This is a genomic window from Gordonia tangerina (genome assembly GCF_021556435.1).
GTDB classification, from domain to species: domain Bacteria; phylum Actinomycetota; class Actinomycetes; order Mycobacteriales; family Mycobacteriaceae; genus Gordonia; species Gordonia tangerina.
Window position 1 is genome coordinate 1 of sequence record NZ_JAKGCU010000003.1, and the last position, 24,216, is coordinate 24,216.

Below are 24,216 nucleotides of genomic sequence, written 5' to 3' on the forward strand. Positions count from 1 at the left end.
CCGCCGGATTTCGGCAAGCGACGCATCAGCTAACGCCCGATTCAGGCCACGTTTGCGCGAACCCCCGGCCGAGCCCATCGCGGCCGCGTTCAATGTTTCCACCACGATCACCTGATGGTGCGCAGCGAGTGTGGTGGTGGCCTTGTGTAGGACGTCGCGGCGTATCGCTGCGGCGCGGGCGTGGGTACGCCCGATCCGCTGCTGCGTGACGCGCCACCGGTTCGACGGCTGCTGCCGAGTCTGGGTGGCCGAATCATAGCGGCCACGCTGGCGGGCGGCGCGCCGCTGCAACACCCGTAGCCGATGCTGGGCGGCGGTCAACGATTTCGGCGCCGCGACCCGCGCCACTTCACGCCCGTCCGGGGTAGCCACAACCAGCAGACCGTCAGCCTTCACCCCGACATCAACACCCACCACCGGCGCCTGGGCACCGACATGGCCGGGTACCGCGACTGCTCGCTGCACGACGACCTGAAATGCCACATGCCAGCGGCCTGACGCGTCTTCGGACAGAGTGGCCGAGAGAACCCGGGCTGTTCCGTTATCGATGCGGCGAGCCAACTTTCGGGTCGACTCGTGCGTCTTGATCCGCCCGATCCTGGGCAGAGTGATGTGGTGGCGGTCGGTCTCGACCCGGATGGTGCCGGTCGTGAACCGCACCGACCTAGGTGCCCGCGCGGACTTGAACCGCGGGAACCCGACCGGTTTCCCCGCACGTTTACCTGCACGCGACTTGCCCCACGCGTCCAAGCCCCGAGCCAAGGCGTCGAGTCCGGAACTGTAGGCCTCTTTCGAGTTGTCACCCCACCACGGGGCGACCTCGTCCTTGCGCGCATTCCACTGCTTACGCAAACCAGCCAACGACCAATTCAGTAGCGGCGTCAACTCGGCCTCGACGATCCCGTACGAGCGTTCGGCGGCCCGTTGATCGATCACCGCCTTCACCACCGCCAGCATCACATTGTGGGCAAATCGTGCACCCCCGGCATGAGACCGGAACGCCCGCACCTGCGCAGGCGTGGGATCGAGCGCGAAACGGTACGCCTGGACTGTCCAACCCGCGGGCACCTCGAACCGGGCCATCAGCCCAGCCCGGTCGTCTCGGCATGTGTGGTAGCGGTGACAGCGCGCAGCGCCCGATTGCGTGCACCACGACGGCCATACAAACCCGCGCACATCGACGTCAACACCTCGATCACGTCGCGGACCAGATCATCGTCGGTCTCACCCTGATCAGTCACCACGATCCGACGCCCCTGCGCCGACAACGCCGCTTCGAGGTACTCCACCCCGAACCGCGCCAGACGATCACGATGCTCCACAACCACCACACTGACAGACGGGTCCGACAACACCCGCCGAATCTTGGGGCGCTTCCGTTCAACCCGGACCCGACCTCACACACCACCTCACCGACCTCGTGGCCATTCGCAGTCGCCCACTCGGTGAGCCGGGCAACCTGACGATCCAAGTCCGCGCGCTGATCATGCGAGGACACCCGCGCATACACCACCACCCGGCCGCCACCACCGACCTCAGCAACGTCGACCCAGATCGTGCCCGACTCCAGACGACGAGCAGGCACCGGCATCCGGTCCTCCCGAAACCACCGATACGCAGTCTGCGGATGCACCCCCTGCGACCGCGCCCACTCAGCCAACTTCACCCACTCAGCAAAACACACATTCGATCACGTTTACTCACAACGTAAGGAACAGTTCACAACCCCAGCGAGATGATCACGGCGGTGACCCCCGCGATGAGCGCTGCGGCCAATTTGGCGAGCACCACCCGTTCTCGGCGCGGTTCCATCGTGAACGTGGTCAGCGCGGTGCGTTGACTCCATTCGCCGGTGACCAGCAGGATGGCGAGGACCGGCAGGATGATGCCGGTCGGAATGTTCATCATGCCGAAGAACTGTCCGAAGTTCAGGTTCTCGGGGCTGTTGCGGTCCGCGATCAGCATCGCGACCGCGACCACCACCGAGATGACACCGATGGATGCGGCGAGCCAGAATCCGGCGCGGGTGTCGACCAGCTTGCGTAGTTCGACGCGGGTCAATCGGGTCAGCGGGATCGCGGTGTCGCGGATCCCACCGGCGTCGTCGGGCGCTGGAGTTGTTGGGCGAGTGGGAATCTGGACGGTCATGACGGCACTCCTGACAGGGCGGGCTGTTCGCGCTGAGTCTGTTGGGTGAGTTCGAGGAACATCTCCTCGAGTTGGGCTCCGTCGGCGGGCCGCAGTTCCACCAGCGCGATGGCCGCGGCGGCCGCGACCCGACCGACGTCTTCCGGTGCGGCGTCGGTGCGCAGACCGCCGCCGTCGGCGGCCCGCACCTCGATGCCGGTGATGCCCAGCGCGGTGGCCAGCGCCGCGTCGTCGAGCGACCGGACCAGGGTTCCCTGGGCGGCCAGCAGCTCGGATGTGGTGCCTTGCGCGACGATTCGGCCGTGGCCGATGACGAGGATTTCGTCGGCGATGATCTCGATCTCGTGCAACAGATGTGAGGACAGCAGCACCGTCCCGCCACGGTCGGCGTAGTCGCGCAACAGCGTGCGCACCCAGTGGATGCCCGCGGGGTCGAGCCCGTTGGCGGGTTCATCGAGAATCAGGATGTTCGGATCGCCGAGCAGCGCGTTGGCGATGCCCAGACGTTGACGCATGCCCAGCGAGTAGTTGCGTACCCGGCGGTCGGCTTCATCGGGCGTCAGACTCACCAGCTCGAGAATCTCGTCGACGCGTGCCCGCGGGACTCCCAGGGTCATCGCGCTGAGTCGCAGGATCTCGGCCCCGGTGCGACCCGCGTGTTGCGCGGACGCGTCGAGCAACACCCCCACGTGCGTTGCCGGGTTGGGGATGTCGCGGTAGACGCGTCCGACGACCGTCGCCGAACCCGACGTCGGCGGGGTCAGCCCGGCGATGATCCGCATGGTCGTCGATTTCCCGGCACCGTTGGGTCCGAGAAAACCGGTGACCTGCTCGCGAGTCGTTGGCGGCGCTCACCGAACGAGAACATGCCGTCGCGGTGTGCGTGGCCACGGGTGCCTCGAACTCGGAGATCGCCGCGCAGCTGTTCATGAGTGTCGCGACCGTGAAGGCGCACATCTCGCACATCTTCGCCAAACTGGGCGTCACCAACCGCGTGCAGGTCGCGATTGCGCTGCATGACGCCGGCCTGGCCTGATGTCGGCCCGCCTGATCTGGGACGTGGCGTAGACGTGTGTTCCGGTGGACACTGGACAGCACACGGCCACGGCGCCGACCCGCTGCAGTAGGAGGTCTCCCATGGCGGAGAACAACGGTCCGTTCGGGATGAGTCCCGAGGACTTCGATCGCTTTGCCCGCGAGGCCACCGACGGTGTGCGCGACATGGTCGGCAAGTTCTTGTCCGGCTCCGGGGCCCAGGGCGCGGCGTGGTCGACCTTGTTCACCGACGCCGGACGCCCGCGCCGTCGTGAACCCGAGACGGCGGGGGAGACCGGCACCGGAGTCTGGGCTGTCTTCGTCGTCAGCGACGACGGCGGTGCACGGGTCGAACAGGTCTACGCCTCCGAGATCGACGCGCTGCGGGCCAACAAACACAACACCGATCCGCGGCGTAAGGTCCGGTTTCTGCCCTACGGCATCACCGTCAGCGCGCTCGACGAGGATGACGCCTCCGACGAATGAGGCGACCATCGGCGTCCCTGGGCTGATCGTCACCGGGTCACTTTCACTGGGCTGATCGAAGTGCCGCTCGGCGTTCCTCGGCCTCGGTGAACCGTCGGCGCGCGACTGCGGTGCGCGGTACCAGCTGGGGCACCGGGTGTGGTCGGCCGGCGTCATCGGTGGCGACCATCGTGAAGTAGCAGCTGTTCGTATGGCGGCGTTCGCCGGTGAGCACGTTCTCGGTGTCCACGCGGATACCGACCTCCATCGACGTCCGGCCGGTGTAGTTGATCGACGCCGAGAGGGTCAGCACTTCGCCCACCCGGATCGGTTCGCGGAAGATCACCCGGTCCACCGACAATGTCACGGCGTACCGACGGGAGTACCTGCTCGCACAGGCGTAGGCGACCTGGTCCAGCAATTTGAGCAAGGTCCCGCCGTGCACGTTGCCGGTGAAGTTGGCCATGTCCGGTGTCATCAACAACGACATCGACAAGCTGATCCGGTCGTCGTCGGCCTCGGGTTCGTCGGCGTCGGTTCGGTCGGTGACAGTCTCCATCCATGGCTCCCATCGGGCTGCGGCGTCTGACCTGACCAGCCTTTCATCTACCGGCTGGTCAGGTCGGCAACGCAGTGATATCCCGACGGGGTGCCTCAGGGATGTGCGGGTTCGGCCAGCCCCTGGGCGAGGCCCACGCCGCCGCCGATGGCTGCGCCGGCCGCAGCGAACGGCGCCGCAGTGGCGGCTGCTCCGATGGCCGCCCCGACCGGCGGTCCCACCACCAGGCCGGCGGGCAGGAATGGCACCCCCGCCACCAGTCCGGCGACACCACCGACGACCCCGCCGGCGACCGCGAGCGGGGCACCGACCGTCGCAGTGGCGACGGCTGCGCCGGTGGCCGCGCCGGCGATGGTGGTCGCCGCGACCCGGTCCGAGCGTGCGGAATCGAGGCCCACGGCGTCGCCCGCGGTGGCAATCTGCGCCTCGCCGGTAGCGGCGGCGGTATTGACCTGTTCGGTCTGCTCGGGCGGCAGCCACTGCGGCGCCGGTGCGGTGATGTCTCCGATCCGTACGGTGTCCGGTGGCGCGGTGATCGGCCGGACCGGTGCGGTGGGTGCCGGGGCGTGCAACGTGCTCGGATCGAAAGTGGGCAGCGGCCGGTCGGGTAGCGCGCGACTGCCGGGCCCGGTCCGGGTACCCGCGTCGTCATCGACGATGTGGTGCGGTCCGATGTCGGCCGTGAGATGTGCGGGAGCCGGTTGGGCCGAAGCGATCGCGCCCCCGGTGAAGGCGAGTATCGCCGGTGCCGATCCGGTCGCCACCCAGGCGGCGAGTCTGGCCGGGCGGCGCCGGTCGACGGCTTGCGGGGTGCGGCTGTCGCGTCGATCCAGCCGGTGCCGGCCGTGTGTGCGTGTACCCATACGAATCTCCGAAACGTCGTCGTCTGTGTTCTGGCACACGTGATTCGCCCGGTGAGAGTGTGCGGATGGGTTGGTTGCCCGGCGATGTGCCAGGATGACCGGATGATGGTGATCGCCGAGGCGTCTTCGTCAGCCGATACCTCCGCGATCGAATCATTGTTCTGGATCACCGTCGCCGCGGCAGCGTCGCCGATCCTGTCGCGGATCACGCGCGGCTACGTGCCGGATGTGGTGATCCTGTTGGTGTGCGGCATGGCGATCGGCCCCCATCTGCTGGGGTGGGCCGACGTCGACAGCGTGCAGATCCTGAGCGAACTGGGCCTGGGCATGCTGTTCCTGCTGGCCGGCTACGAACTGGATCCGAAACTGCTCGGCGGTAGGTCGGGCAGGGTGGCGCGAATGACGTGGCTGGCGGGTCTGGCGATCGCCCTGATCGCGGTCACCTTCGCGATCCCGGACGAGAACTTCAGCGCGCACATCGCGGTGGCCATCGCGCTGACCTCGACCGCATTGGGCACGCTGCTGCCCATCATCAAGCAGGACGGACTGCTCGACACCCCGCTGGGTCGGTCGGTGATGGCCCACGGGGCGGTGGGGGAGTTGGCGCCGATCATCGCGATGTCGCTACTGCTCACCAGTCGCAGCGTGGGCGGTGCGCTGGTGGTGTTGATCCTCTTCGGGGTCGCCGCGGTGCTCATCGGTGCGGTACCCCAACGCATCGTGGAGCGCATCCCGGGCGTGCGATACGCGGTGTCGGAGATGAGCGAGGGCACAGCACAGTTGCCGGTCCGGGTGGTGTTCCTGCTGCTGGTCACCCTGATGACCGTGGCCGCCGTCTTCGACCTCGATGTGGTGCTCGGCGCTTTCGCCGCCGGACTGATCCTGCAGCGGCTCATCGGGCCACAGAACCACGAGGTCGGGAAGTCGCTGGAAGTCGTCGGCTTCGGTGTGCTCATCCCCGTCTTCTTCGTCGTCTCGGGGATGAACATCGATGTGACGGCCGTGCTCGGGCAACCGGTGCTGTGGCTCGGGCTGGTCGTCGCGATCGCGGTCGCCCGCGGACTGCCGGTGTGGCTCAGCGAGCGCTACGTGCAGCATGGCAACAACCTGGTGAACCAGCGAGAACGAACTCAGCTCGCCTTGTATGCGGCCACCGGCCTGCCGATCATCGTGGCGGTCACCGGAGTGGCCACTGCGGCCGATCTGATGTCGGTGCAACTGGCATCGGTGCTCGTCGCAGCCGGCGCCACCACGGTGTTGGTGTTCCCGCTCATCGCACGCCTGATCACGCCCCGAGAACGGGTGTAGCCGCCGCCCCGGTCAGGGGCGACGGCCACACAACACGGTCACACGCGCGGTGTCAGAGGTAGGCACCGCAGGTCGGCCATGCGCCGGCGCCCTGAGTGGCCAGCACGTTCTCGGCCACCCGGATCTGCTCGGCCTTCGAGGCGTTGGCCGGGTTCCCGACACCGCCGTTGGCTTCCCAGGTGCTCTGCGAGAACTGCAGGCCGCCGTAGTAGCCGTTGCCGGTGTTGATTCCCCAGTTGCCGCCGCTCTCGCACTGGGCGACTGCGTCCCAATTGTTCGCCGACGCGGTGCCGGCGACTGCAGCGAACGGGGCCAGGGACAGGGCGCCGACGATTCCGGCGCGCACAGCAAGCTTCTTCATGCTCATGGTCATCGTTCCTCCTATCGCCACCCCGTAGCTGGCTGGGCGGCTGATCTCGGACCGGTGGCGACGGTACAAGCGGATAACAGAAAGGTCACATCGACTCGGTGACCTGCAGGATTTTGATCACGCGTCGATAACGTAGGGTCGAATCCTGTGAATTCCCTGCACATCGCGGCGTTTTGCGGGCCGCGGATCACGATCTGACATCCGCTTCACTGTGACGGATCGCACAGCCAGATTGTGGTGTCGGTCACCGACATCGGCGCGCGGAGCGGGTCCGCGTGTGGCGTCAGGTCAACTCCGCCCGGAGGTCGTCGTCGAGCGATACGCGCACCAGGGCCGCTGCCAGCAGCGCCGGATGACCGTCCGCGAGCCGGTGCAGTTCGACGGGGTCGTCGGGCAACCCCAGTTCGCCGGCCGCCGACAGTGCCCGCTCGTCGAAGTAGGGGGTGACCCAGTCCCACACGTCCTGTACCTCGCGCAGGAACACCGATGCGCCGGTGGGGCCGATCCCGGTGAACGTCTGTAGTTCCTTGGCGGCGCGACCGACGTCTCCGTCGGCGCGGTCGGCCAGCGTGCGTAGGTCGCCCTGGTAGTCGGCGCCGACCTTGCGTGCGGCCTCGCCCAGTCGGGTGGCGGTGCTCTCGTCGTAGCGCACGTAGTGTCCGCGCCCGAGTGCATCGACCAGGTCCTGCCAGTCGGCGTCGGCCATCTTCGCCGGCGTCCGGTAGCCCGCGGCGAACAACTCGCGTGCGGCCGCGACCGCGATGTCGGCCGAGATGCGCGCGCTCAGCAACAGCGACAGGACCAGCAGTTGGAACAGGGGTGCCGGCGTGTTCTTCAGGGTGATGCCGGCCTCGTCGGCGTAGGTGCGCCCGGCGCGTTCGATCAGCGCCGAGACGACGCGCTGGTGTGACACGGTGATCCCTCTCGTCGACTCGTGAGGTCTCACGGGTCGACGGCGCCACGCGCCCGCCCCCGCGAGCTGTCGCTGAGGTGTTACCCGGACGGCGGGTCAGGTAATCGTCCATCCTGTCCCGGGGAGCATGACGCGCTACCGACGGCGGTGCAGTACGACACGTCCGCCGCGGGCGGGTGCGTACGCGACGCCGCGAGAGTGCCAGCGTTCATCGGGCGATGTCGACGGTTCGATGGTGAAATCGCGTATCAGTGCGCGCAGAACGACGTCCATCTCCATCTGTGCAAACGCGGCGCCGATACATCGGCGCGTACCGCCGCCGAACGGCAGCCATGCGGGCCCGGGCGTGGTCCCCAAGAAGCGTTCCGGATCGAACCGCTCGGGATCACGGAACTGGCGGCTGTCGTCGTGCAAGAGGGATATCGACACCATGATGTTGTGGCCCTTGGGTATTCGATACGGGCCGAGCTCGACGAGGTCGTCGATCACATGGCGGCCGGCGAGGTCGATCACCGGCCGGCTGCGCTGGATCTCGGTGATCGTGGCCGTGAGGTAATCGCTGCCACCCGCGTCCAGCTCGGCGACGAGCGTGTCGAGCGCCCTGCGATGACGCTGGAGGCGTTCGATCGCCCAGGCGAGTGTCGTCGCGGTGGTCTCGTGTCCGGCGGCCAGCAAGGTGAGCAGCTCGTCGGCGATCTCCGCATCGGTCATCGCCGAGCCGTCCTCGTGTCGGCTGAGGATCATCAGCGCCAGGATGTCGGTGCGGTGGGCGAGGTCGTGCTCGGCGCGGGCGGAGGCGATCAGCGATCCGACGACGCGGTCATAGGTCTCGCGCTGTGCAGCGAATCGGCGACGCGGATCGAGTGGGCCGAAGGTCAGCGGCAGGTCGGGGATCGTCGCCAGCCGCGATCCGGTCGTCACCATGGGCGGAATGATCTGACGCAGGACGTCGAGGTCGGCGTCGCGCGCACCGAACACCGTGCGCAGGATGACGTTGAGGGTGATCCGCATCATCGGCTCGAGGGTGGCGAACGGGCGTCCGGTCGGCCACGTGACCGCCTCGGCGGCGAACTCCTCGGCGACCACCGCCTCGTAATACCGAATCCGCTTGCCGTGCAGCGGCGGTGTCAACAGCTTCCGGCGTCGCCGATGCTCGGCGCCGTCGAGTGAGAACATCGACCCGGCGCCGAGGACGCGGCCGAGGTTGGGGCGGATGTTGGCGACGCGATCGGTCGAGGTGGTGAAGAGTTGCCGTGCCAGAGTGGGATCGGCGACCACTACCACGTCGCCGAACACGGGCAGCCCGATCGTGAACGTGGAACCGTATCGCCGCGTCAGTTGTGTCATCGTCTGGCGCCTGCGGAGGGCGAAGCCGAGACCGGTCGCGACCCTCGGCAGGCGCGGGCGCGGGGGGAGAATCGGTTCGACCTCGCTGATCTGTCCGGTCGTCATCCCGCGGTCCTCTCGTCGTGTGCCCGGTACGCTTCCGTACCACCTGACGGTACGCGTGCGTACCGTGCCTGACAAGGGCGGGGTCGTATCGTTGGGGCATGTTGCCCGAAGCTGTCGTCTCGTCGGAGGGCGCCGCATCCCCGGTGCGGGAACGGCTTCTGCAGGCCATGGCCACCTGCGTGATGGAACGCGGCTATCGGGAGACCACGGTCGCCGACGTGGTCCGGGTCGCGCGGACCTCGCGCCGTTCCTTCTATCAGGAGTTCGCCGACAAACAGGCCTGCTTCGTCGATCTCCTGCGCACCACCAACGACGCGATGATCCAGGCGATCTCCGAGGAGGTCGATCCTGCCGCGGAGTGGACCATGCAGATCCGGCAGGCGGTCGAGGCGTATGTGTCGGTCACCGAACAGAACCCGGCGATCGCCTGGAGCTGGATTCGTGAACTGCCGGCACTCGGGGACTCGGCGCGCCGCGTCCAGGTGGACGCGATGGAATCGCTCATCGCGGTTCTGGTGCCGCTCACCGACTCGCCGCGTATGCGGGAAGCGGGCATCTCTCCGATGACGCATGAGACGGCGGTGATGATCTGGGGTGGTATCCGCGAACTGGCGGCGTCGGCGATGGAACAGGACCGGTCCCTCTACAGCATCGTCGAACCCGTGGTCGCGGCATGTATCGCCCTGATCGGAGCGAACATCCGGAGTTGACGACCAACGTCCCGGTGCGACGGTGCGCACCGGGACGTTGGTCGCATCGGTGGTCGCTCAGGCGTCGGCCAGTTTGGCGAAGCGCGCGAGATGAGCGTCGGCTGAGCCGAATTCGTACTCGACAGCGGTCAATCGGCGGAAGTAGTGGCCGATGGCCAGTTCCTCGGTCATACCCATGCCGCCGTGCAGTTGGACTGCATTCTGGCCGATGAACCTGGCCGCGCGGCTGGCAGTGGCCTTTGCTGCCGACACTGCCGCGGCTCGTGCTGCGGGTTCGGCGTCGAGGGTCAGGATGGCGTAATACTGTGCGGCAACCGCCTGCTCGAGTTCGATGTGCATGTCCACCATGCGGTGTTGCAGAGCCTGGAAGCTACCGATGGGCTGACCGAACTGCTGTCGCTGCTTGGCGTACTCGACGGTGTCGTCGAGCACCTTGCGCATCGCCCCGACCGCCTCGGAGACCACGGCCGCGGTCGCCTCATCCCATGCGTACTCGAGCACGGGGAGAGCCTGCCCCTCGTTGCCGATCAGTGCGTCGGCGTCGACCCGCAGGTCGGTGAAGGTCAGGTCCGCGGCTCGGCGGTCGTCGATGGTGCGCACCGCGTGCATGGTCAGGCCCTCGGGCACGGTCTCGGTGAGGTCCACCAGGAACATCGACACCCCGTCGCGTTCACGGGTCTCACCGCCGGTCCGCGCCGTGATGATCAGGTGATCGGCGAGTGGCGCGGTGGTGACAACGGCCTTGGCACCGTTGATGATCCACGAGTCGCCCGACTTCTCGGCCCGGGTGCCGACGTGGTGAAGCATGCCGCCCGAGCCGTCTTCGATCGCGGCGAGTGCGGTCAGTGCGTTGCCGCTGACGATCTGCTCACCGATGGCCAGCGCCCGCGGGTGACCGGTGCGGGCCAGCAGACGCGCGCCCAGCACCACGGTGTCGACGAACGGCTCGACGACGAGCGCATGTCCGAGGGCCTCGGTGACCACCATCAGTTCTTCGGGTCCGCCGTCGTCACCGCCGATGGATTCGGGTAGGCAGGCGCCGATCACGCCGAGCTCCTCGGCGAACGAGCGCCAGATCTCGGGTTGCCATCCGGCGCCCACCTTGGCCACCTCGCGGCTGGCCTCCAGGTCGTAGCGTGCGCCTAGGAACTTGGTGAGTCCGTCGCGCAGCAATTGTTGTTCCGGGGTGAGGGTGAAGTCCATTGTTCTGTGTGCTCCGTTTGTGTGCCGGGTTGATGTGGGACCGCGGTTGTCTACCCGAGTCCCAGCGCGGCCTTGGCCAGGATGTTCCGCTGGATCTCGTTGCTGCCCGCATAGATAGATCCGGCACGATCGTTCATGTAGTGCAGCGGGGCGACGGCCTGCCATGCCTCGCCGCTGACATACCCGTCGGTCGGCGGGGTGTACCGGTTGATCGGACCGCCGGGGGCAGCGGCGTGCGGCTGGTACACGCGCCCGTGCACTCCTGCGGCCTCGAGGTCGAGTTCGGTGATCTTCTGGCTCAGTTCGGTGCCGAGGATCTTGAGCATCGAGGCGAGCGACCCGGCATCTCCGCCGGAACTCATCGCGGCCAGCGCACGGTACTCGAGGACCTCGAGGATCTTCGCGCGCACACGTACGTCGGCCAGCTTGGCCGCGAACGCCGGTTCCTCGATCAGGGGTACACCCGACGGCCCGGTCATCGCGGCGGCTTCGGCTGCGATGTTCTCGGCCATCACCTGCAGGGCGGGGGCCGCGGCGCCACCACCACGTTCAAAGATCAGCAGGTACTTGGCGACGGTCCAACCCTCGTCGACCTTGCCGAGCACGTTGCGCTTCGGGACCCGGACGCCGTCGAAGAAGACCTGTGCCTGGACCTGCTCACCGGAGGCCATCACGAGTGGCTGGACTTCGATGCCCGGTGAGTTCATGTCGATCAGCAAGAAAGTGATGCCCTGCTGCTTGCGCTCCTGGCGAGACGTCCGGACCAGGCAGAAGATCCAGTTGGCCTCCGCGGCATGCGTCGTCCAGATCTTGCTACCGGTGACCACGAAGTCGTCGCCATCGCTGACCGCGGCCATCGACAGAGACGCCAGGTCCGAACCTGCCTCGGGCTCGGAGTAGCCCTGGCAGAAGAACACGCTGCCGTCGAGGATGCCGGGCAGGTAGAAGTCCTTTTGCTCCTGCGTACCGAATGCCATGATCGCGTGGGACACCATCCGGATGCCCATCGGCGACAGCGCCGGTGCGCCGGCCAGGATCGATTCGCGGCTGAACAGGTAGTGCTGCCCGAGGGTCCAATCGCAGCCGCCGTATTCGACCGGCCACGCGGGCGCGGCCCAGCCGCGCTCGTGCAGGATTGCCTGCCACGTCATAGACGCCTCGTGATCTGCGTACACGCTGGTCCGCAGGCGGCCCGCGGCGCGCAGATCGGGGGTCAGTTTGGCCTCGAGGAACTCCCGTACCTCATCGCGGAACGCGATGTCGGCGTCCGACCATGTCATGTCCATTTCGAGTTGCCACCTCTGTCTTCACTGAAGCTGTGCGCTCACGTCGTTGCCACCTACGTATCAAATATATGTGACACGCCGAATGTACTCCGACGTCGCCCGCGTGGGGAAGCAGATGCGGGTTTTGCCGGTGGCGAGTTCGCGCGACGGTCGCTGTCGCGGTGTGAAGTTCGTGCGGGGTAAGTGCCCTCAGCTCGGCTGCGGGGACGCTCCGGTCTCGCCGGGGCTGTCCGGTCCGGCGTCGCCGTCGGCGTCCGGGGAGGCCTCGTCGGTGGGTGGCCCGGTGCCCGCGTCGGGTTCGGACTTCGGTGCCGACGACGACAGCAGGATGTCGGCCCACCGCGTGGACGGATCGATGTCGATGAGCAGGGCCTTGGACATCAGCGTCAGCGGCACCGCGAGGATCGCACCCAACGGTCCGATGACCCACGCCCAGAACACGAGTGAAAGGAAGGTCAACGTTGTGGACAACCCCACGGCGTCGCCGACGAATTTTGGTTGGATCACCGATTGGATCACCACGTTGATGACGCTGTAGATGGCGATCACCAACAGCATCTGACCCCAGCCGCCGTCGAGCAGGGCCAGCAGGGCCGGGGGGATCAGGCCGATGACGAACCCGATGTTCGGGATGTAGTTGGTGATGAACGAGAGCAGTCCCCAGAGGATCGGCAGAGGGATGCCGACGATCCACAGCGCCACCGAATCGAAGACGGCGACGATGAGGCCGAAGACGGTGGACACCAGCAGGTAACTGCGGGTGCCCTGGGCGAAGCTGCGGAACGCCATGGCGATGTCGGGTCGGATGCCGCGCAGCACATCGATGCGCTTGTCGAAGGACATCGCGTCGGCGGCCATGAACAGCAGGAGCGTGACCACCAGGATGAGCGCCGACGCCACCGACAACGTGCTCTCGAGGACGTCCGACATGTATCCGAGCGCCTTGCCCGGGTCGACGTGGGAGATCATGTTGTGCACGTTGTCCGGGCTCACGCCGTGACTGGTCAAGAACTCCTGGAAGTTGTCGATGAGGCCTTGGAACTTGTCGGCGTACTCGGGCAGGATCGTCGCGAGCCGGGCGATCGAGAAGGCCAGCGACCCGAAGAGTGTCAACAAGATGCCATAGACGGCCACCAGGGTGGCGACGAAGGCGAGCCACGTAGGCATTCCCTTGCGGCGCAGCCACACCGGGATCGGCTGGACGGCCACCGTGAGCATCAGGGCGAGGAAGATCGGCCCCACGAGGCCGGACACCGCCTTCATGCCGCCGACGGTGACGATCAAGCCGGTGACCGAGAGCAACACGATCGTGCCCCGCGGCATCGACCAGCCCTTCGGCTCCTCGGTGCCTGCCTGCTCCAGCGTCATGTCCGAGCCTCTCGTCGTGTGGCTGTGGCGAATGGCTCGCCGATGGTCGGACGAATGGTAACCCTCCGGCCGCCGAATTCACCGACGATGCGGTCAGCGACCGGTCCAGCGTGGTGGTCGCTTGGCGACGAACGCGGTGATCCCTTCAATCGTGTCCTGGCTGACCAGCAGGCTGTCCATGGCGGCCGAAGTCGCCTCGATGGCCTCGATCTCATCGGGGATGGCAGCCGCGGTGTCCATGGCGCGTAGCGATTCCCGCACCGATGTGGGTGACGCCGCGAGTACTTCGGCGGCCACGGTGCGCGCGAGGTCCATCACCTCGCCGGGTGGCGCGATGCGGCTGATGAGTCCTGCGGCCAGCGCCTCGGCGGCGTCGAGTCGTCGTCCGGTGAGAATCATGTCGCGGGCCAGCGCCCCACCGACGGCGGCCGGCAGGCGCACCAGCCCGCCGGCCAGCGCCGCCAGACCCACCCTGACCTCCGGGAGGCCGAAGGTGGCGCGTTCGTCGGCGACGACGATGTGACAGGCCATCGCGATCTCACAGCCGCCGCCCAGGGCGAAGCCGTTGACCGCGGCGATGACGGGTTTGGGCATCGATCGGCGGGAGGTGAGCCCGGCGAAGCCGTTGCCCGGAATCTCCAGGCCGGCACCGGTGGTCTGCGCGAGATCGTTGCCGGCGGAGAACGCCTTGTCGCCGGCACCCGTCAGGATCGCCACCCAGAGGTCTGCGTCGGCGAAGTACGCGTCGAAGATCTCATCGAGTTCGGCGTTCGCGGCCGGGTGCAGTGCGTTGCGCGCCTCGGGGCGATTGATCGTCACCTCCAACAGGTGGCCGTCGCGGCGGACCTCGACGTGCTCGTAGGAGGAACGGAAGGTGGGCGCAACCGGTGGGTGGTGACGGAGCATCGATGCCCGATCGGTGAACACGCGGTTGCCCTTCGCGCTCGACCGGACGTAGATGTCGGCGCCCACCGGGTCGTCGGTGGCCAGTAGTTCGAACATCGACTCGTCGTCGGTGGCCACTGTGGCGATGAACCGTCGACCGGAGTCGAGACGGCCGATGACGATGCCGGTTCGTGAGCCGTCGCGGCCGGGCATGACCGTGAATCCCTCGATTGTCGCCGGACCGTCGGCGTAATCCGAGGTCTGTACGCGGGGAGCGGCGTCGAGCACCTCCTGTACACCGCTCGAGTCGTCCGGCGACCATGCGGTCGGTCGGGTGCTGTAGATCCCCACCGACGTCTTGCTGAGGATGCCGCCGTTGGCCGCAACGAGTGCAAACGAGTCGCGCTCGCCACGACACCGGTCGACGGCCTCGGCGATCGCGTGCATCGAGTAGTTGTTGCCCGGGCCGCCGAAGAACGGCAGACCGCCGGTCAGGGTCAATCCGCGGGGGTCGTCGGCATCGATGCCGAGTGGATCGATCACGTTGGACACCGCGATCGGGAAGCAACTGTAGATGTCCAGGTGCGCGACGTCGTCGAGGCCGATCTGGGCCACCGCGAGCGCGTGCTGCACGGCCGCGGCGGCCGCCGGCCCGCGGCTGAGGTCTGGGCGCTGCATCAGTGGGCGCTCGCGGGTGTCGGCGTGGCCGTGCAGGAACACCCACCGTGACGGGTCGATCCCGAGTTGTCGGGCGACCCGCACGGACATCACCAGGGTGGCGGCCGCCTGGTTGACCTGGTCGCGCGCGACCATGAACCTGGTGAACGGGTCGGCCACAACGCGATTGGTCTCCGACACGGTGGCGAGTTCGGATGCAGATCGCACCGTGGGGGCTGCCGCATGCGGGTTGGCGGCCGCGACCTCCGACATCGGGGCGAACAGTTCGCCCATGGTCTCGGTATAGCGTCCGCGGGGCAGGCCGACCCGGTGGCGACGGGCGTTTTCCAGGACCGCGTACTGGGCCACCGGCGACAGCAGTCCGTGTTTCGCCTCCTGGTGGGTCGTGAGACCGGCGATCGCGAAGCCACGATCCTCAAGTTGACCTCCGACCTGCTCGGTGAAATCGGGTCGATCGCGCTCAGTGGTGGTCGACATCAGGTGGCGCACCGTCGACATCACCTCGGCGCCGAAGATCATTGCCGCCGAACGACGCCCCGCGACGATCTCGCCGGCGAACTCGGTCAGCAGGCTCTGTGGACTCTGCCCGCCGGTCACCCCGAGCACGGCGTGTTCGGGGTCCATCCCGATCCGTTTGGCCACCGCCCGCGGCATGTTGTCCGGTCTGCCCAGCGGCGAGGATGACATCGGAGTGGATTGTTCGAACGTGCGCACAGCGACGACGGTGTCGATCTCGGCGGCGACCGCAGGTGCGACCACGCCGGTGTCGGCCAGCGCCGCCTCGACGGCGCGCGATGCGAGGTCGGATTCGCAGAGGCCTCGGTAGTCGTCGTCGGTGAGGCGTTCGGACGACTGGCCGACCCCGACGATGACCGGAGTGTTCGGATCGAGCGCGTGGATAGAGACAGATCTCGGCATGTGTCCATTTATGCACTCCGGTCACCGCTCGCGCTGACCTACCCCTGATTCTTCGGGCGATGAGGCGCTGGCTCCGAACCATGGATCGAGCTACCCTGAATGCAAGTAATACTGATTACAAGTAATCACCTGGAGGTTGCCATGTCCGATACCGCGGCAGAAGTGAGCGGATGGTTGGCCGGACGCCTGCCCGACGAATTGTTCGTCGGCGCACCCGAGGTATCGGTTGATCGTGAGGAGATCACCATCGTCGGCACCATTGCTGCGCCCGATACCGAATCCGGGGCCGATCCGGCGACGGTCGCGCAGGCCGAGGCCGGCCGGATCGCGCGCTTCCGGGAAACCACGCGTGATCAACGCATAGAGGTTGCGCGGGAGGCGGAACATCGATTCGACCGCAAGGTCGCCTGGGGCGTGCGATGCGGCGAATCCGCGCAGTTGTTCACCCACCTCGCCGTGCCCGTCATGACGCGACTGCGTCAACCGCAACGCCAGGTACTCGACACACTGGTCTCGGCCGGGGTTGCACGCAGTCGCGCCGATGCGCTGGCCTGGTGTGTGAAACTCGTCGGGCAGCACACGGATTCGTGGCTCACCGAGCTTCGCACGGCGATGGACCGGGTCGACGAGGTGCGCAGCACGGGTCCCGTCGTGGACTGAGGCTGCCGACCGAACGCGCCCGTCAGGTCAGCCGGGTGTACACATCCTGCCATCGGACCGTGATGGCTTGTCGCGCAGCCGCGCTGCTCCAGTCTCCGAGGGTTGCGCTCAACACTGCTTCGGCGACGTCGCGCACCTCGTTGGACAACGCGAGGAGGTCGTCGCGGTAGCGCGCGATCAGTCCGATCCGCAGACCGGCGACGTCGATCAGACGGGTCACGTCCTCGTCGGGTTCGTCGAGGTCTCGACTCGCCTCCACCAGCCACGCGTCCGTCTCGTCGGAGTGCCCACCGTCGACGAATATGTCATTCACGGTTGCGCTCCTTCCCGGATGTTGTCGATCGGTCTGTGTTCCGTGGCGGTCTGGTTGTCGGGGGTTTCTCCGCATCGGGTGGGCCGCCGGGGCGCCAGGGTCGCAGCCGGATGGACAGATACCTCCTGCTGCGCTGCAGATGACCGCGGACGGACCCGGTGCTGGTCTGCAACACCCGGGCGATCTCGTCGAGCGACATCCCCTCGTTCTCGCGCAGCCACCACGCCGTGCGCGAGGTGGGCGGCAGGTTGCCGAGTTCGGTGCGCAATGCCTCGACCAACGAGGAGTGTTCGGCGACATCTGCGGGGAGGGGGCATGGGTCGGCGAGCGCCGCGAACTGCTCGTCGGCGGTGGGCAACTCGCGACGCCTGCGTCGGTAATCGGTGGTCCGACGGTGAGCGATGGCGAACATCCAGGTGCGAAAGGAACTGCGGAATGCGAAATCCGGCAGGCTCTTCCACGCATGCATCAAGGTCTCCTGGGCGAGATCCTCGGCGGTCTGGGGGTCGGGCACCATGCGTCTCAGATAGCGCAGCAGGCCGGGAGGGACGCGCGCCACCAACAGGCCGAAGGCCTCACGATCACCGACCGCGGCGGCTGCCGCCAACTCGTCGTCGGACATCGCCGTCAGTTCCAGCGGCGACGATGCGGGCCGGTGTGCCGTCGGCCCATGGCCATCCATGCCGGCCACTCGTGGGAACCTTGAACCATTCATGTGACCGGCATCACCAGAACTCGTGCGTGCACTTTCCGTTTCCACTGCGACTGACTCTATACACGGGCCACCGCCCGGGTACGCAGGTCGCGCACCGAAGAACGTGGTGGCCCCCGGAGAACGAAGGAGTTCGCATGTCCGACACGACCAGCCGCACCCAGTCCGCCACCATCGAGCGGGAGCGGCCGTCGGCCGCGACCGGCGGTGTCGGCACCAGCCTGGTGCACAAGGACCCGGCCGGCGATCGCGGGAGGACATCGATCTCCGACATCGTCGTGGCGAAAATCGCGGGTATCGCCACCCGCGAGATCGACGGCGTCCAAGATGTCGGCGGCGCTGCTGAGCGGGTGGTCGGCCGGGTCCGGGAAGCTTTGCCGGGCGCGACCACCAGCACCACTCAGGGGATTGCCGTGGAGGTGGGGGAACGGCAGGCAGCCGTCGACGTGTCGATCGTGGCCGACTACGGCGTGGCGATCCACCAGCTGGCCGCCGCCATTCGGCGCAACGTCATCACCGCCATCGAGCAGATGACCGGACTCGAGGTGACCGAGGTGAACGTCACGGTGCACGACATCCGCTTCGAGGACGACGACGAGGGCGTCGACGAGACCCCGCGCGTCCAGTGAGCACGGGGGACGCGCAGGCGACAACCGCGGCCGGTGTGGTGGATGCCGTGACCGCCGTGCCCGGGGTCACCGGATTGTACGGCGGGGTCTTCGGCGAGATCGCCACCTATCTGCCCGGTCGGCGGGTGAACGGCGTTGTGCTGACCGATGATTCGGCAGAGGTGCATATCGTTGTCGACGCGACCCACGACCTTCGTGAGGTCGCGTCGGCGGTGCGCGAGACGGTGCACGACCTGACCGGCGTCCCCACCGTCGTGACGGTCGAGGACATCAGCGTCAGGACCGAGCCGATCGATGCAGCCGATGGTGGGTTGTGATGGGGAAGGAGAACCAGATGCCACAGAACGCGGTGGTCGGCATGATCGCCGGCCTGCTGCTGGCGATAGCGGCGATCACCGGTGGTTTCGGTGGCTTCGTGCTCGCGCTGGTGCTCGGTGCGATCGGGGTGCTGGCGGGTCTGCAGCGCGACGGAGTGATCGATGTGCGGGCCGTGGTACGGAGCCGCAACCGTGGTTGACCATGCCACCGCCCGCGGCGGTCTGGTCATCGCCGATCGCGTCGGTGAGAAGACCGCGGTCCGTGCGGCCCTCGGAGTCGACGGCGTCATCGCCCACCAGACGACGCTCGGGTCGATGCTGTCCGGCTCGACGCCGGGCCGGGCCATCGCCGGTGGCGACTACCCGCAGGTCTCGGTGGACATGTCGGCGGCGACGCCGCGGGTGCAGGTGACGATCGCGGTGCGGTGGCCGTGCCGGCTCACCGATGTGTGCCTGATGGTGCGCGATGCGGTGACCCGCGATCTCGATCGGCTGACCGGACATCGACCGTCACGAGTGGACGTCTCCGTCGCGGCGGTGGTGAACGCCGCCGACATCGCCGCCACCGGTGACCCTCGTCGCGGCTACACCGAGCTGCCTCCGGTGCCTCCGGCGCCGAGGGAACCCGACCCGGCCCTCGACGATGCGGACGCAGACGCAAGGCCCGATGCCGAACGTCAGGAGGTACAGCGGTGACGACGCAGATGTCGGTTCCCGGCGAGCACAACCGCACGACCGCGGCCAAGACCGCCGACACTCACGACGCGAAGGTGTTCGCGCCGGCCGCGAATCCCACCGCGGTGGTGCCCGGTGTCCTGATCGGCGTCGCAATGCTCAGCCTCGCCGTGGTCGCCGTGCGCGACCTGCTCGTGGCGGCCGGCTGGATCTCCGGGCCCGGTTGGTTGACCACGGCCGCACTGTGGGTGGCCGACATCGACTGGTGGGACTGGATGTGGCCGGCGGCGGTCGCGTCGATCATCGTAGGCGGCGTGTTGCTCTGGCTCGCCGTGCGGCCCCGTCGGCGCACCCATCTGAGCGTCGCCGAGCACGAAGTGTTGTGGACCCGACGCGGTGATGTCGCACGGCGCTGCAGTGCTGCGGTCTCCGCGCTCGGCGGTGTGTCGCATGCGACGACCGTGGTGGGCCGTCGCACCGTGAAAGTGTCGGTCACGGTGCACGATTCGGTGGACCGATCGGTCATCGACCAGGTCGTGGGCGAGGTGTTGTCGACCATCGCCGCGCCGCTGCGTCGCAAGGTCAGAATCGTGAGCGCGCGCGGAGGTGATGAACGATGAACCGAAGGCCGGCGGTGTGGCACCGGCTCACAGTGGCGGTGATCGGTGCGCTGCTCGTAGCCGTCGGTGCGGGTGCGTTGCTGTGGCGAGCCGAGGTTGGTCCCGTACGGGACTGGATCGACCGGATCGATGCGGGATGGGCGGCGCGGACCGCCGAGACCGCCTGGTGGCCGGCGATCCTGGGCGCGGTGGCCATCGTCGCCGCACTGTGGGGTCTGCGGCTGCTCACGGCCACGGTCCGCCCCGGAAAGGTCGACGACCTCGTCCTCGACGGCAGCAATCGCTCCGGGGTGCTCACGGTGCCACCGAAACTGGTCGCGACCGCGGTCGGCGCCCAACTCGCCGCGAATCCGCTTCTCGACGGGGCGAAGGCCACGGCGACCGACGACCGCGGCCGAAAGATAATCCGGCTCACGGTCACGGCGCAACCGACGCGTTCCTATGACGAACTCGCCGGCGTCGTGGGCGATGCGGTGGACGAGATCCGCGACGCCCTCGAGGGTGCGCAGGTCCACGTGCAGGCCTTCATCCATCTGGAACCACACTCGAAGTGATCGGCGGCGGCCGTGAAGCTGCACGCCGATGAGCTACCGTGCGGGCATGCAGCGGATGGCACCGGCCGACGCTCGGACCTACTGGATGTCCGAGGCGATCCCCAACGATCAGTTCCTGGTGTATTCCTTTGCCGACCAGGGTGTCCCGCTCGACCGGTGGGCCGACGAGCTGCGCCGGCGATCGCGTGATGTGGCGGATCTGACCCGGCGCGTGCGCGATGTTCCGGCGGTACTGGATCGCCCGTTGTGGGTGACCTGCGGCGTGGACGACTCCCAGGTGCGACTCCATCGCGACGTCACGTCCTGGCCGGAGTGTCTGGACCGGATCGCGACCCTGATGTCGGCTCAACTGTCACCGACGAGGCATGCCTGGCGTGCCCACCTCTTGGGGCCGGTGACCACGCCGCGTGGGCGCGGTGTGGTGGTGGTCCTGCAGATCTGTCACGCGCTCGGCGATGGCAGACGTGCGGCCGACATCGCGCGAAAGTTGTTCGCTCCCGATGTTTTTCGTCCGAACGCGACGAGCCATACCGACGGTATGCCGCCTGCGGTCGCCGCCGGGGCGGCCGCCGCGATCGGTGGTGTGCTGCTGCCTGTGCGACTCGGCCGGATGATCTGGCGTGGCGGGTGCGCCTACCGGGCGGCTCGTCGTCGCCGGCCTACCGGGACGGCCGGATACCCGCCGACCGTGCTGAACCGTCCACCCGGCGACCGACGGAGCCTGCGGGTGATCGTTGTCGATCGGGATGCACTCCCGCGTGAGCACACCGTCACCGTCGGTGCCCTGACGGTGATCTCGATCGCCCTCGCGCGTCATCTCGGGATGCCCCGAGGTGGCATCGGGGCCGAACTGACCGTCGGCCGCAGCCGGCCGACGGCTGCGCGCAACAACTTCCGCAACGTCGGTGTCGACCTGCACCTCGAGATCGCGGACCCCGTCCGACGGTCGACGGCGATCGCCGCCGAGATCGCTCTCGCCCGCGACGCCGACGATGAACCCGCGCGGATCGCGCAGCGGCGCGCCGACGATGCGGTGCCGTCGATACTGACCCACTGGGGTGTCAGGCATTTCGACGTCGATCGCCGACCGGATCGGGTCACCGGGGTGACCGTGGTGTCCTCGGTCTACCGCGGCGCCGACGACCTCGCGCTCGGTGGTGGACGGGTTCAGTTCACCACCGGCTTCCCGGCACTGTCCCCGGCGCAGGGACTCACCCACGGCGTGCACGGGATCGGTGACACGGTGGCCATCTCGGTCACGACCAGTCCGGAGATCATGCCCGATGTCGACGGGTACATGGGCCTGCTCGACGAGGCGCTGACCCAGGTCGGCGGTGGCCGCGCTGGTCAGGACTCGTCGGGTTCGCCGCCGCGCGAGTAGCCGTTGCGCTCTGATCCGTCGGTGATCGCCGGATCGCCGTGTGGTGTCGAACCTCGTGAACCGCGCGTCAATCGCTTCGGCAGGCGGTCGGCCAGCCCACCGAGGGGTGCGACGGTCTGATTGAGCAGATCGACGGTCTGCGCCAACTCGTGCACGGTGTCCTGCATGGCCAGCAGGTTGGGGGCGAGCTGACCGATCACTTCAGTGAGTTCGGTGATCCGGTCCAGCGGACCATCGGGCGCGATCGCGCGTTCGACCGCGCCGTTCTCGCCGACCAGTTGATCGAGCAGGCCGCCGTCGGCGGCCATCCGGTCGAGCACCCCACCGTCGGCGGTCACTTTCTCCATCACTCCGTCCGGCGCGGTCAGCTTGTCGACGATGCCGCCCTGCGATGTCAGCCGTTCGAGGATGCCCTCGTTCTCGGTGAACTGATCGACCACACCGCCGGGCCGGGTGAGTCGGTCGAGCGGTCCGTCCTTGGCGGTCAGCCGGACCAGGATGCCGCCCTCCTCGGTCATCTGCTCCAACAGACCGCCCTTGGCGGTGAGCTTCTCGAGTAACCCATCGGGGGCGGTCAGTCGGTCGATCACACCGTCGGGGTTCAACAGTCGTTCCAGGGGGCCGCCCGCGGCGAGGATCCGTCCGAACGGCCGGTCCGGCCCGAGAAGTTCGGCGAGTTGGTTGAGCAGCGCGATCGGTGTCCGTGAGCTGCCCAGTTCATCGCCGGACATCCCCAGCGCCGTGTTGACCTCGTGCTGGACGCTGTTGGCGGTCAGTCGGGCGATGGTGACAGCGGATTCAGCGGCGGTCAGTACCACGCCGGTCACGGCAAAGCCGAGTCGGAACGGCAACTCGATGACGCCGGGCGAACCGCCGTTGTTCTCAACCATGACCCTGACATTATGTGATGTCAGGTTCTGGCGGGAGGGGGCTTGGCAGATCCGGCGCGCCGATTCAGCCCTTCTTGGCTGCGGCCTTGGCTGCCTTCTTGAAATCGCGGACCTTCTGCAGCGACACCGGATCGGTGACGTCGGCCACCGATCGGAAACCGGCCTTGCCGTAGTCACCAACGACCTTGGTCCAGCCCGTCGGTTTCACGCCGAGCTGCTTGGCCAGCAGAGCGGTGAAGATCTTCGCCTTCTGATCGCCGAAACCGGGCAGGGCGCGGATGCGGTCGAACAGGTCGGCGCCCGAGGACGCCTCGGTCCAGATGCGTTCGGTGTCTGAGCCGTATTCGTCGACGACGACCTGTGCAAGGGCCTGGACGCGACCGGCCATCGACCGGCCGTAGCGGTGGATCGCTGGTGGGGTCGCACACAGATCGGCGAAGGACTCCGGGTCGGCGGCCGCGATCGCATCGGGCTCCATGGTGCCGAACCGATCGCGGATCTTGGCCGGCCCGGCGAAGGCGCGTTCCATCGGGAACTGCTGATCGAGCAACATCCCGGTCAGCAGCGCGAAGGCGTCGGTGGACAGCAGGGCATCGGCGGCCGGGTCCTGCGCAATCTGGAGATTCGCCATGGGGTCATCGTAGTTGGCCCTAGACTCTGGCCTCATGGGGATTGTGCGCAGGGGGCCGGGCAGCAGGGGTTGTGCACAGCGTGGGCGAACCCGCCGCTTCGCTGCTGCGGTGCTCGCCGTGGCCGCGGTGGTCGGCGGGGTCATCACCAACGGAGCGGGAGCCGCGCGGGCGATTCCCGAATACACCGATCCCAATCTCGTGACCACCCTGCGCTGCGACAGCGCGAACCCGCTGCCGGGCCCGACCATCCCCATTCACGTCGATGTGTTCAACCAGATCCCGTTTCCGGCCGATGGTCTGCCCGGACCGGCGATCTCGCTGATCGCGTCGAACCGGGCACAGCCGGCGATCCTCGACTACACCATCGAGGTCCGGGTGTCCTGGCGCAACCTCGCCAGCGGCCGCAGCGGGACGGTCACCGTGCCGACCCGTGCGCGCACGGTCACCTGGCAGGTCGATCTCCACCCGGGTCCGGGGCCGGTCGCATTCACCATCCGGCAGAAGATCGGTGTGATGGCATTCGTGCCGATGGTCGGCGCGACCACGTCGACCTGCGCGGGCCGCGCCACGGCCTGAGAGAACGGATTTCGATACCAAATAGTGCGCGTAAATGCCCCGGCGCCGCGGGCTCGGACTAGTAGCCTGACAATCGCACTCCGCCTCGACGTGGCG

At 67.6% G+C, this 24,216-nt stretch carries 26 protein-coding genes and 4 pseudogenes; 13 read left to right on the forward strand and 17 right to left on the reverse strand.

Annotated features, from left to right (window positions below; all coding sequences use genetic code 11):
- The 4 genes and pseudogenes from tnpB to L1892_RS05155 form a co-directional block, all read right to left on the reverse strand.
- Positions 1 to 1,083: IS607 family element RNA-guided endonuclease TnpB (gene tnpB / locus L1892_RS05140; RefSeq protein WP_235722395.1), on the reverse strand; the 1,083-nt coding region annotated here is incomplete at its 3' end.
- Positions 1,083 to 1,591 (reverse strand): annotated as a pseudogene (locus L1892_RS05145) (IS607 family transposase). The pseudogene L1892_RS05145 and the gene tnpB, both read right to left, overlap by 1 nt.
- 131 nt (positions 1,592 to 1,722) lie before the next feature.
- Positions 1,723 to 2,148 (reverse strand): annotated as a pseudogene (locus L1892_RS05150) (ABC transporter permease); the annotation flags it as partial.
- Positions 2,145 to 2,978, reverse strand: a pseudogene (locus L1892_RS05155) (ABC transporter ATP-binding protein); the annotation flags it as partial. The pseudogenes L1892_RS05155 and L1892_RS05150, both read right to left, overlap by 4 nt.
- Positions 2,979 to 2,992: 14 nt before the next feature.
- Here L1892_RS05155 and L1892_RS05160 point away from each other — a divergent pair.
- Together L1892_RS05160 and L1892_RS05165 are read left to right on the forward strand one after the other, a co-directional pair.
- Positions 2,993 to 3,184 (forward strand): annotated as a pseudogene (locus L1892_RS05160) (response regulator transcription factor); the annotation flags it as partial.
- A gap of 101 nt (positions 3,185 to 3,285) precedes the next feature.
- Positions 3,286 to 3,669: an Rv0313 family protein gene (locus L1892_RS05165; RefSeq protein WP_235722396.1), complete on the forward strand. Its 384-nt coding sequence runs from the start codon at positions 3,286 to 3,288 to the stop codon at positions 3,667 to 3,669.
- Positions 3,670 to 3,712: 43 nt separating this feature from the next.
- Here the strand turns inward: L1892_RS05165 and L1892_RS05170 are convergent, their stop codons facing one another.
- A complete protein-coding gene (locus tag L1892_RS05170; RefSeq protein ID WP_235722397.1) occupies positions 3,713 to 4,207 on the reverse strand; it encodes an acyl-CoA thioesterase in 495 nt (164 codons plus the stop codon).
- A gap of 95 nt (positions 4,208 to 4,302) precedes the next feature.
- Positions 4,303 to 5,070 carry a hypothetical protein gene (locus L1892_RS05175; RefSeq protein WP_235722398.1) on the reverse strand — a complete coding sequence of 256 codons (768 nt, stop codon included), beginning with the start codon at positions 5,068 to 5,070 and terminating at the stop codon, positions 4,303 to 4,305.
- Positions 5,071 to 5,175: 105 nt separating this feature from the next.
- Here L1892_RS05175 and L1892_RS05180 point away from each other — a divergent pair, with 105 nt between their 5' ends.
- Complete coding sequence (locus tag L1892_RS05180) at positions 5,176 to 6,378, forward strand: cation:proton antiporter (RefSeq protein WP_235722773.1); 1,203 nt, start codon at positions 5,176 to 5,178, stop codon at positions 6,376 to 6,378.
- 52 nt (positions 6,379 to 6,430) lie between these two features.
- On the opposite strand, the gene L1892_RS05185 is transcribed toward L1892_RS05180, so the two are convergent.
- The 3 genes from L1892_RS05185 to L1892_RS05195 form a co-directional block, all read right to left on the reverse strand.
- Positions 6,431 to 6,751 carry a transglycosylase family protein gene (locus tag L1892_RS05185; protein WP_235722399.1) on the reverse strand — a complete coding sequence of 107 codons (321 nt, stop codon included), beginning with the start codon at positions 6,749 to 6,751 and terminating at the stop codon, positions 6,431 to 6,433.
- Between the two features lie 280 nt (positions 6,752 to 7,031).
- Positions 7,032 to 7,661 carry an HhH-GDP family DNA glycosylase gene (locus tag L1892_RS05190; protein ID WP_235722400.1) on the reverse strand — a complete coding sequence of 210 codons (630 nt, stop codon included), beginning with the start codon at positions 7,659 to 7,661 and terminating at the stop codon, positions 7,032 to 7,034.
- A 135-nt stretch (positions 7,662 to 7,796) separates the two neighbouring features.
- On the reverse strand, positions 7,797 to 9,113 hold the full coding sequence (locus L1892_RS05195; RefSeq protein ID WP_235722401.1) for a cytochrome P450: 1,317 nt from the start codon (positions 9,111 to 9,113) through the stop codon (positions 7,797 to 7,799).
- A 98-nt stretch (positions 9,114 to 9,211) separates the two neighbouring features.
- Between L1892_RS05195 and L1892_RS05200 the strand changes: the two genes are divergently transcribed.
- Positions 9,212 to 9,823 (forward strand): TetR/AcrR family transcriptional regulator, encoded by a 612-nt coding sequence (locus tag L1892_RS05200; protein ID WP_235722402.1) that lies wholly within the window; start codon positions 9,212 to 9,214, stop codon positions 9,821 to 9,823.
- Between the two features lie 57 nt (positions 9,824 to 9,880).
- Here L1892_RS05200 and L1892_RS05205 read toward each other — a convergent pair whose 3' ends face one another.
- The 4 genes from L1892_RS05205 to L1892_RS05220 form a co-directional block, all read right to left on the reverse strand.
- Entirely contained in the window at positions 9,881 to 11,026 is a 1,146-nt protein-coding gene (locus L1892_RS05205) for an acyl-CoA dehydrogenase family protein (RefSeq protein WP_235722403.1), read from the reverse strand.
- A gap of 50 nt (positions 11,027 to 11,076) precedes the next feature.
- Entirely contained in the window at positions 11,077 to 12,312 is a 1,236-nt protein-coding gene (locus tag L1892_RS05210) for an acyl-CoA dehydrogenase family protein (RefSeq protein WP_235722404.1), read from the reverse strand.
- 189 nt (positions 12,313 to 12,501) lie between these two features.
- Positions 12,502 to 13,680, reverse strand: coding sequence for an AI-2E family transporter (locus L1892_RS05215; RefSeq protein WP_235722405.1), 1,179 nt, complete (start codon positions 13,678 to 13,680; stop codon positions 12,502 to 12,504).
- A gap of 93 nt (positions 13,681 to 13,773) precedes the next feature.
- Positions 13,774 to 16,161, reverse strand: coding sequence for an acetyl-CoA acetyltransferase (locus L1892_RS05220; protein WP_235722406.1), 2,388 nt, complete (start codon positions 16,159 to 16,161; stop codon positions 13,774 to 13,776).
- A gap of 141 nt (positions 16,162 to 16,302) precedes the next feature.
- On the opposite strand from L1892_RS05220, the gene abmR reads away from it, so the two are divergent.
- Positions 16,303 to 16,821, forward strand: coding sequence for an ATP-binding transcription factor AbmR (gene abmR / locus L1892_RS05225; protein ID WP_235722407.1), 519 nt, complete (start codon positions 16,303 to 16,305; stop codon positions 16,819 to 16,821).
- A 22-nt stretch (positions 16,822 to 16,843) separates the two neighbouring features.
- On the opposite strand, the gene L1892_RS05230 is transcribed toward abmR, so the two are convergent.
- Both L1892_RS05230 and L1892_RS05235 read right to left on the reverse strand, forming a co-directional pair.
- A complete protein-coding gene (locus L1892_RS05230) occupies positions 16,844 to 17,134 on the reverse strand; it encodes a hypothetical protein (protein WP_235722408.1) in 291 nt (96 codons plus the stop codon).
- Positions 17,127 to 17,816: an RNA polymerase sigma factor gene (locus L1892_RS05235; protein ID WP_235722774.1), complete on the reverse strand. Its 690-nt coding sequence runs from the start codon at positions 17,814 to 17,816 to the stop codon at positions 17,127 to 17,129. Before L1892_RS05235 ends, L1892_RS05230 begins: the two co-directional genes overlap by 8 nt.
- Positions 17,817 to 17,983: 167 nt before the next feature.
- Here L1892_RS05235 and L1892_RS05240 point away from each other — a divergent pair, with 167 nt between their 5' ends.
- From L1892_RS05240 to L1892_RS05270, 7 genes are read left to right on the forward strand one after another with little or no spacing between them, the layout of a single operon-like run.
- The gene (locus tag L1892_RS05240) at positions 17,984 to 18,475 is read left to right on the forward strand and encodes an Asp23/Gls24 family envelope stress response protein (protein ID WP_235722409.1); all 492 of its coding nucleotides are present in this window, start codon (positions 17,984 to 17,986) and stop codon (positions 18,473 to 18,475) included.
- Positions 18,472 to 18,792 (forward strand): Asp23/Gls24 family envelope stress response protein, encoded by a 321-nt coding sequence (locus L1892_RS05245; RefSeq protein ID WP_235722410.1) that lies wholly within the window; start codon positions 18,472 to 18,474, stop codon positions 18,790 to 18,792. Before L1892_RS05240 ends, L1892_RS05245 begins: the two co-directional genes overlap by 4 nt.
- 17 nt (positions 18,793 to 18,809) lie before the next feature.
- On the forward strand, positions 18,810 to 18,992 hold the full coding sequence (locus L1892_RS05250) for a DUF2273 domain-containing protein (RefSeq protein ID WP_235722411.1): 183 nt from the start codon (positions 18,810 to 18,812) through the stop codon (positions 18,990 to 18,992).
- Positions 18,985 to 19,488: an Asp23/Gls24 family envelope stress response protein gene (locus L1892_RS05255; RefSeq protein ID WP_235722412.1), complete on the forward strand. Its 504-nt coding sequence runs from the start codon at positions 18,985 to 18,987 to the stop codon at positions 19,486 to 19,488. Before L1892_RS05250 ends, L1892_RS05255 begins: the two co-directional genes overlap by 8 nt.
- Positions 19,485 to 20,087: a DUF6286 domain-containing protein gene (locus tag L1892_RS05260; protein WP_235722413.1), complete on the forward strand. Its 603-nt coding sequence runs from the start codon at positions 19,485 to 19,487 to the stop codon at positions 20,085 to 20,087. The genes L1892_RS05255 and L1892_RS05260 overlap by 4 nt, the downstream gene beginning before the upstream one ends.
- Positions 20,084 to 20,641, forward strand: a complete 558-nt coding sequence (locus L1892_RS05265) for an Asp23/Gls24 family envelope stress response protein (RefSeq protein WP_235722414.1) — start codon at positions 20,084 to 20,086, stop codon at positions 20,639 to 20,641. The genes L1892_RS05260 and L1892_RS05265 overlap by 4 nt, the downstream gene beginning before the upstream one ends.
- 28 nt (positions 20,642 to 20,669) lie before the next feature.
- Positions 20,670 to 22,022: a WS/DGAT domain-containing protein gene (locus L1892_RS05270; protein WP_235722415.1), complete on the forward strand. Its 1,353-nt coding sequence runs from the start codon at positions 20,670 to 20,672 to the stop codon at positions 22,020 to 22,022.
- Here the strand turns inward: L1892_RS05270 and L1892_RS05275 are convergent.
- On the reverse strand, positions 21,989 to 22,912 hold the full coding sequence (locus L1892_RS05275; protein WP_235722416.1) for a hypothetical protein: 924 nt from the start codon (positions 22,910 to 22,912) through the stop codon (positions 21,989 to 21,991). The two genes, L1892_RS05270 and L1892_RS05275, sit on opposite strands and share 34 nt — an antisense overlap.
- Before the next feature lie 64 nt (positions 22,913 to 22,976).
- Complete coding sequence (locus L1892_RS05280) at positions 22,977 to 23,543, reverse strand: HhH-GPD-type base excision DNA repair protein (RefSeq protein WP_235722417.1); 567 nt, start codon at positions 23,541 to 23,543, stop codon at positions 22,977 to 22,979.
- Between the two features lie 34 nt (positions 23,544 to 23,577).
- Here L1892_RS05280 and L1892_RS05285 point away from each other — a divergent pair, with 34 nt between their 5' ends.
- Positions 23,578 to 24,120 (forward strand): hypothetical protein, encoded by a 543-nt coding sequence (locus L1892_RS05285; RefSeq protein ID WP_235722418.1) that lies wholly within the window; start codon positions 23,578 to 23,580, stop codon positions 24,118 to 24,120.
- The last annotated feature ends 96 nt before the right edge of the window (positions 24,121 to 24,216 follow it).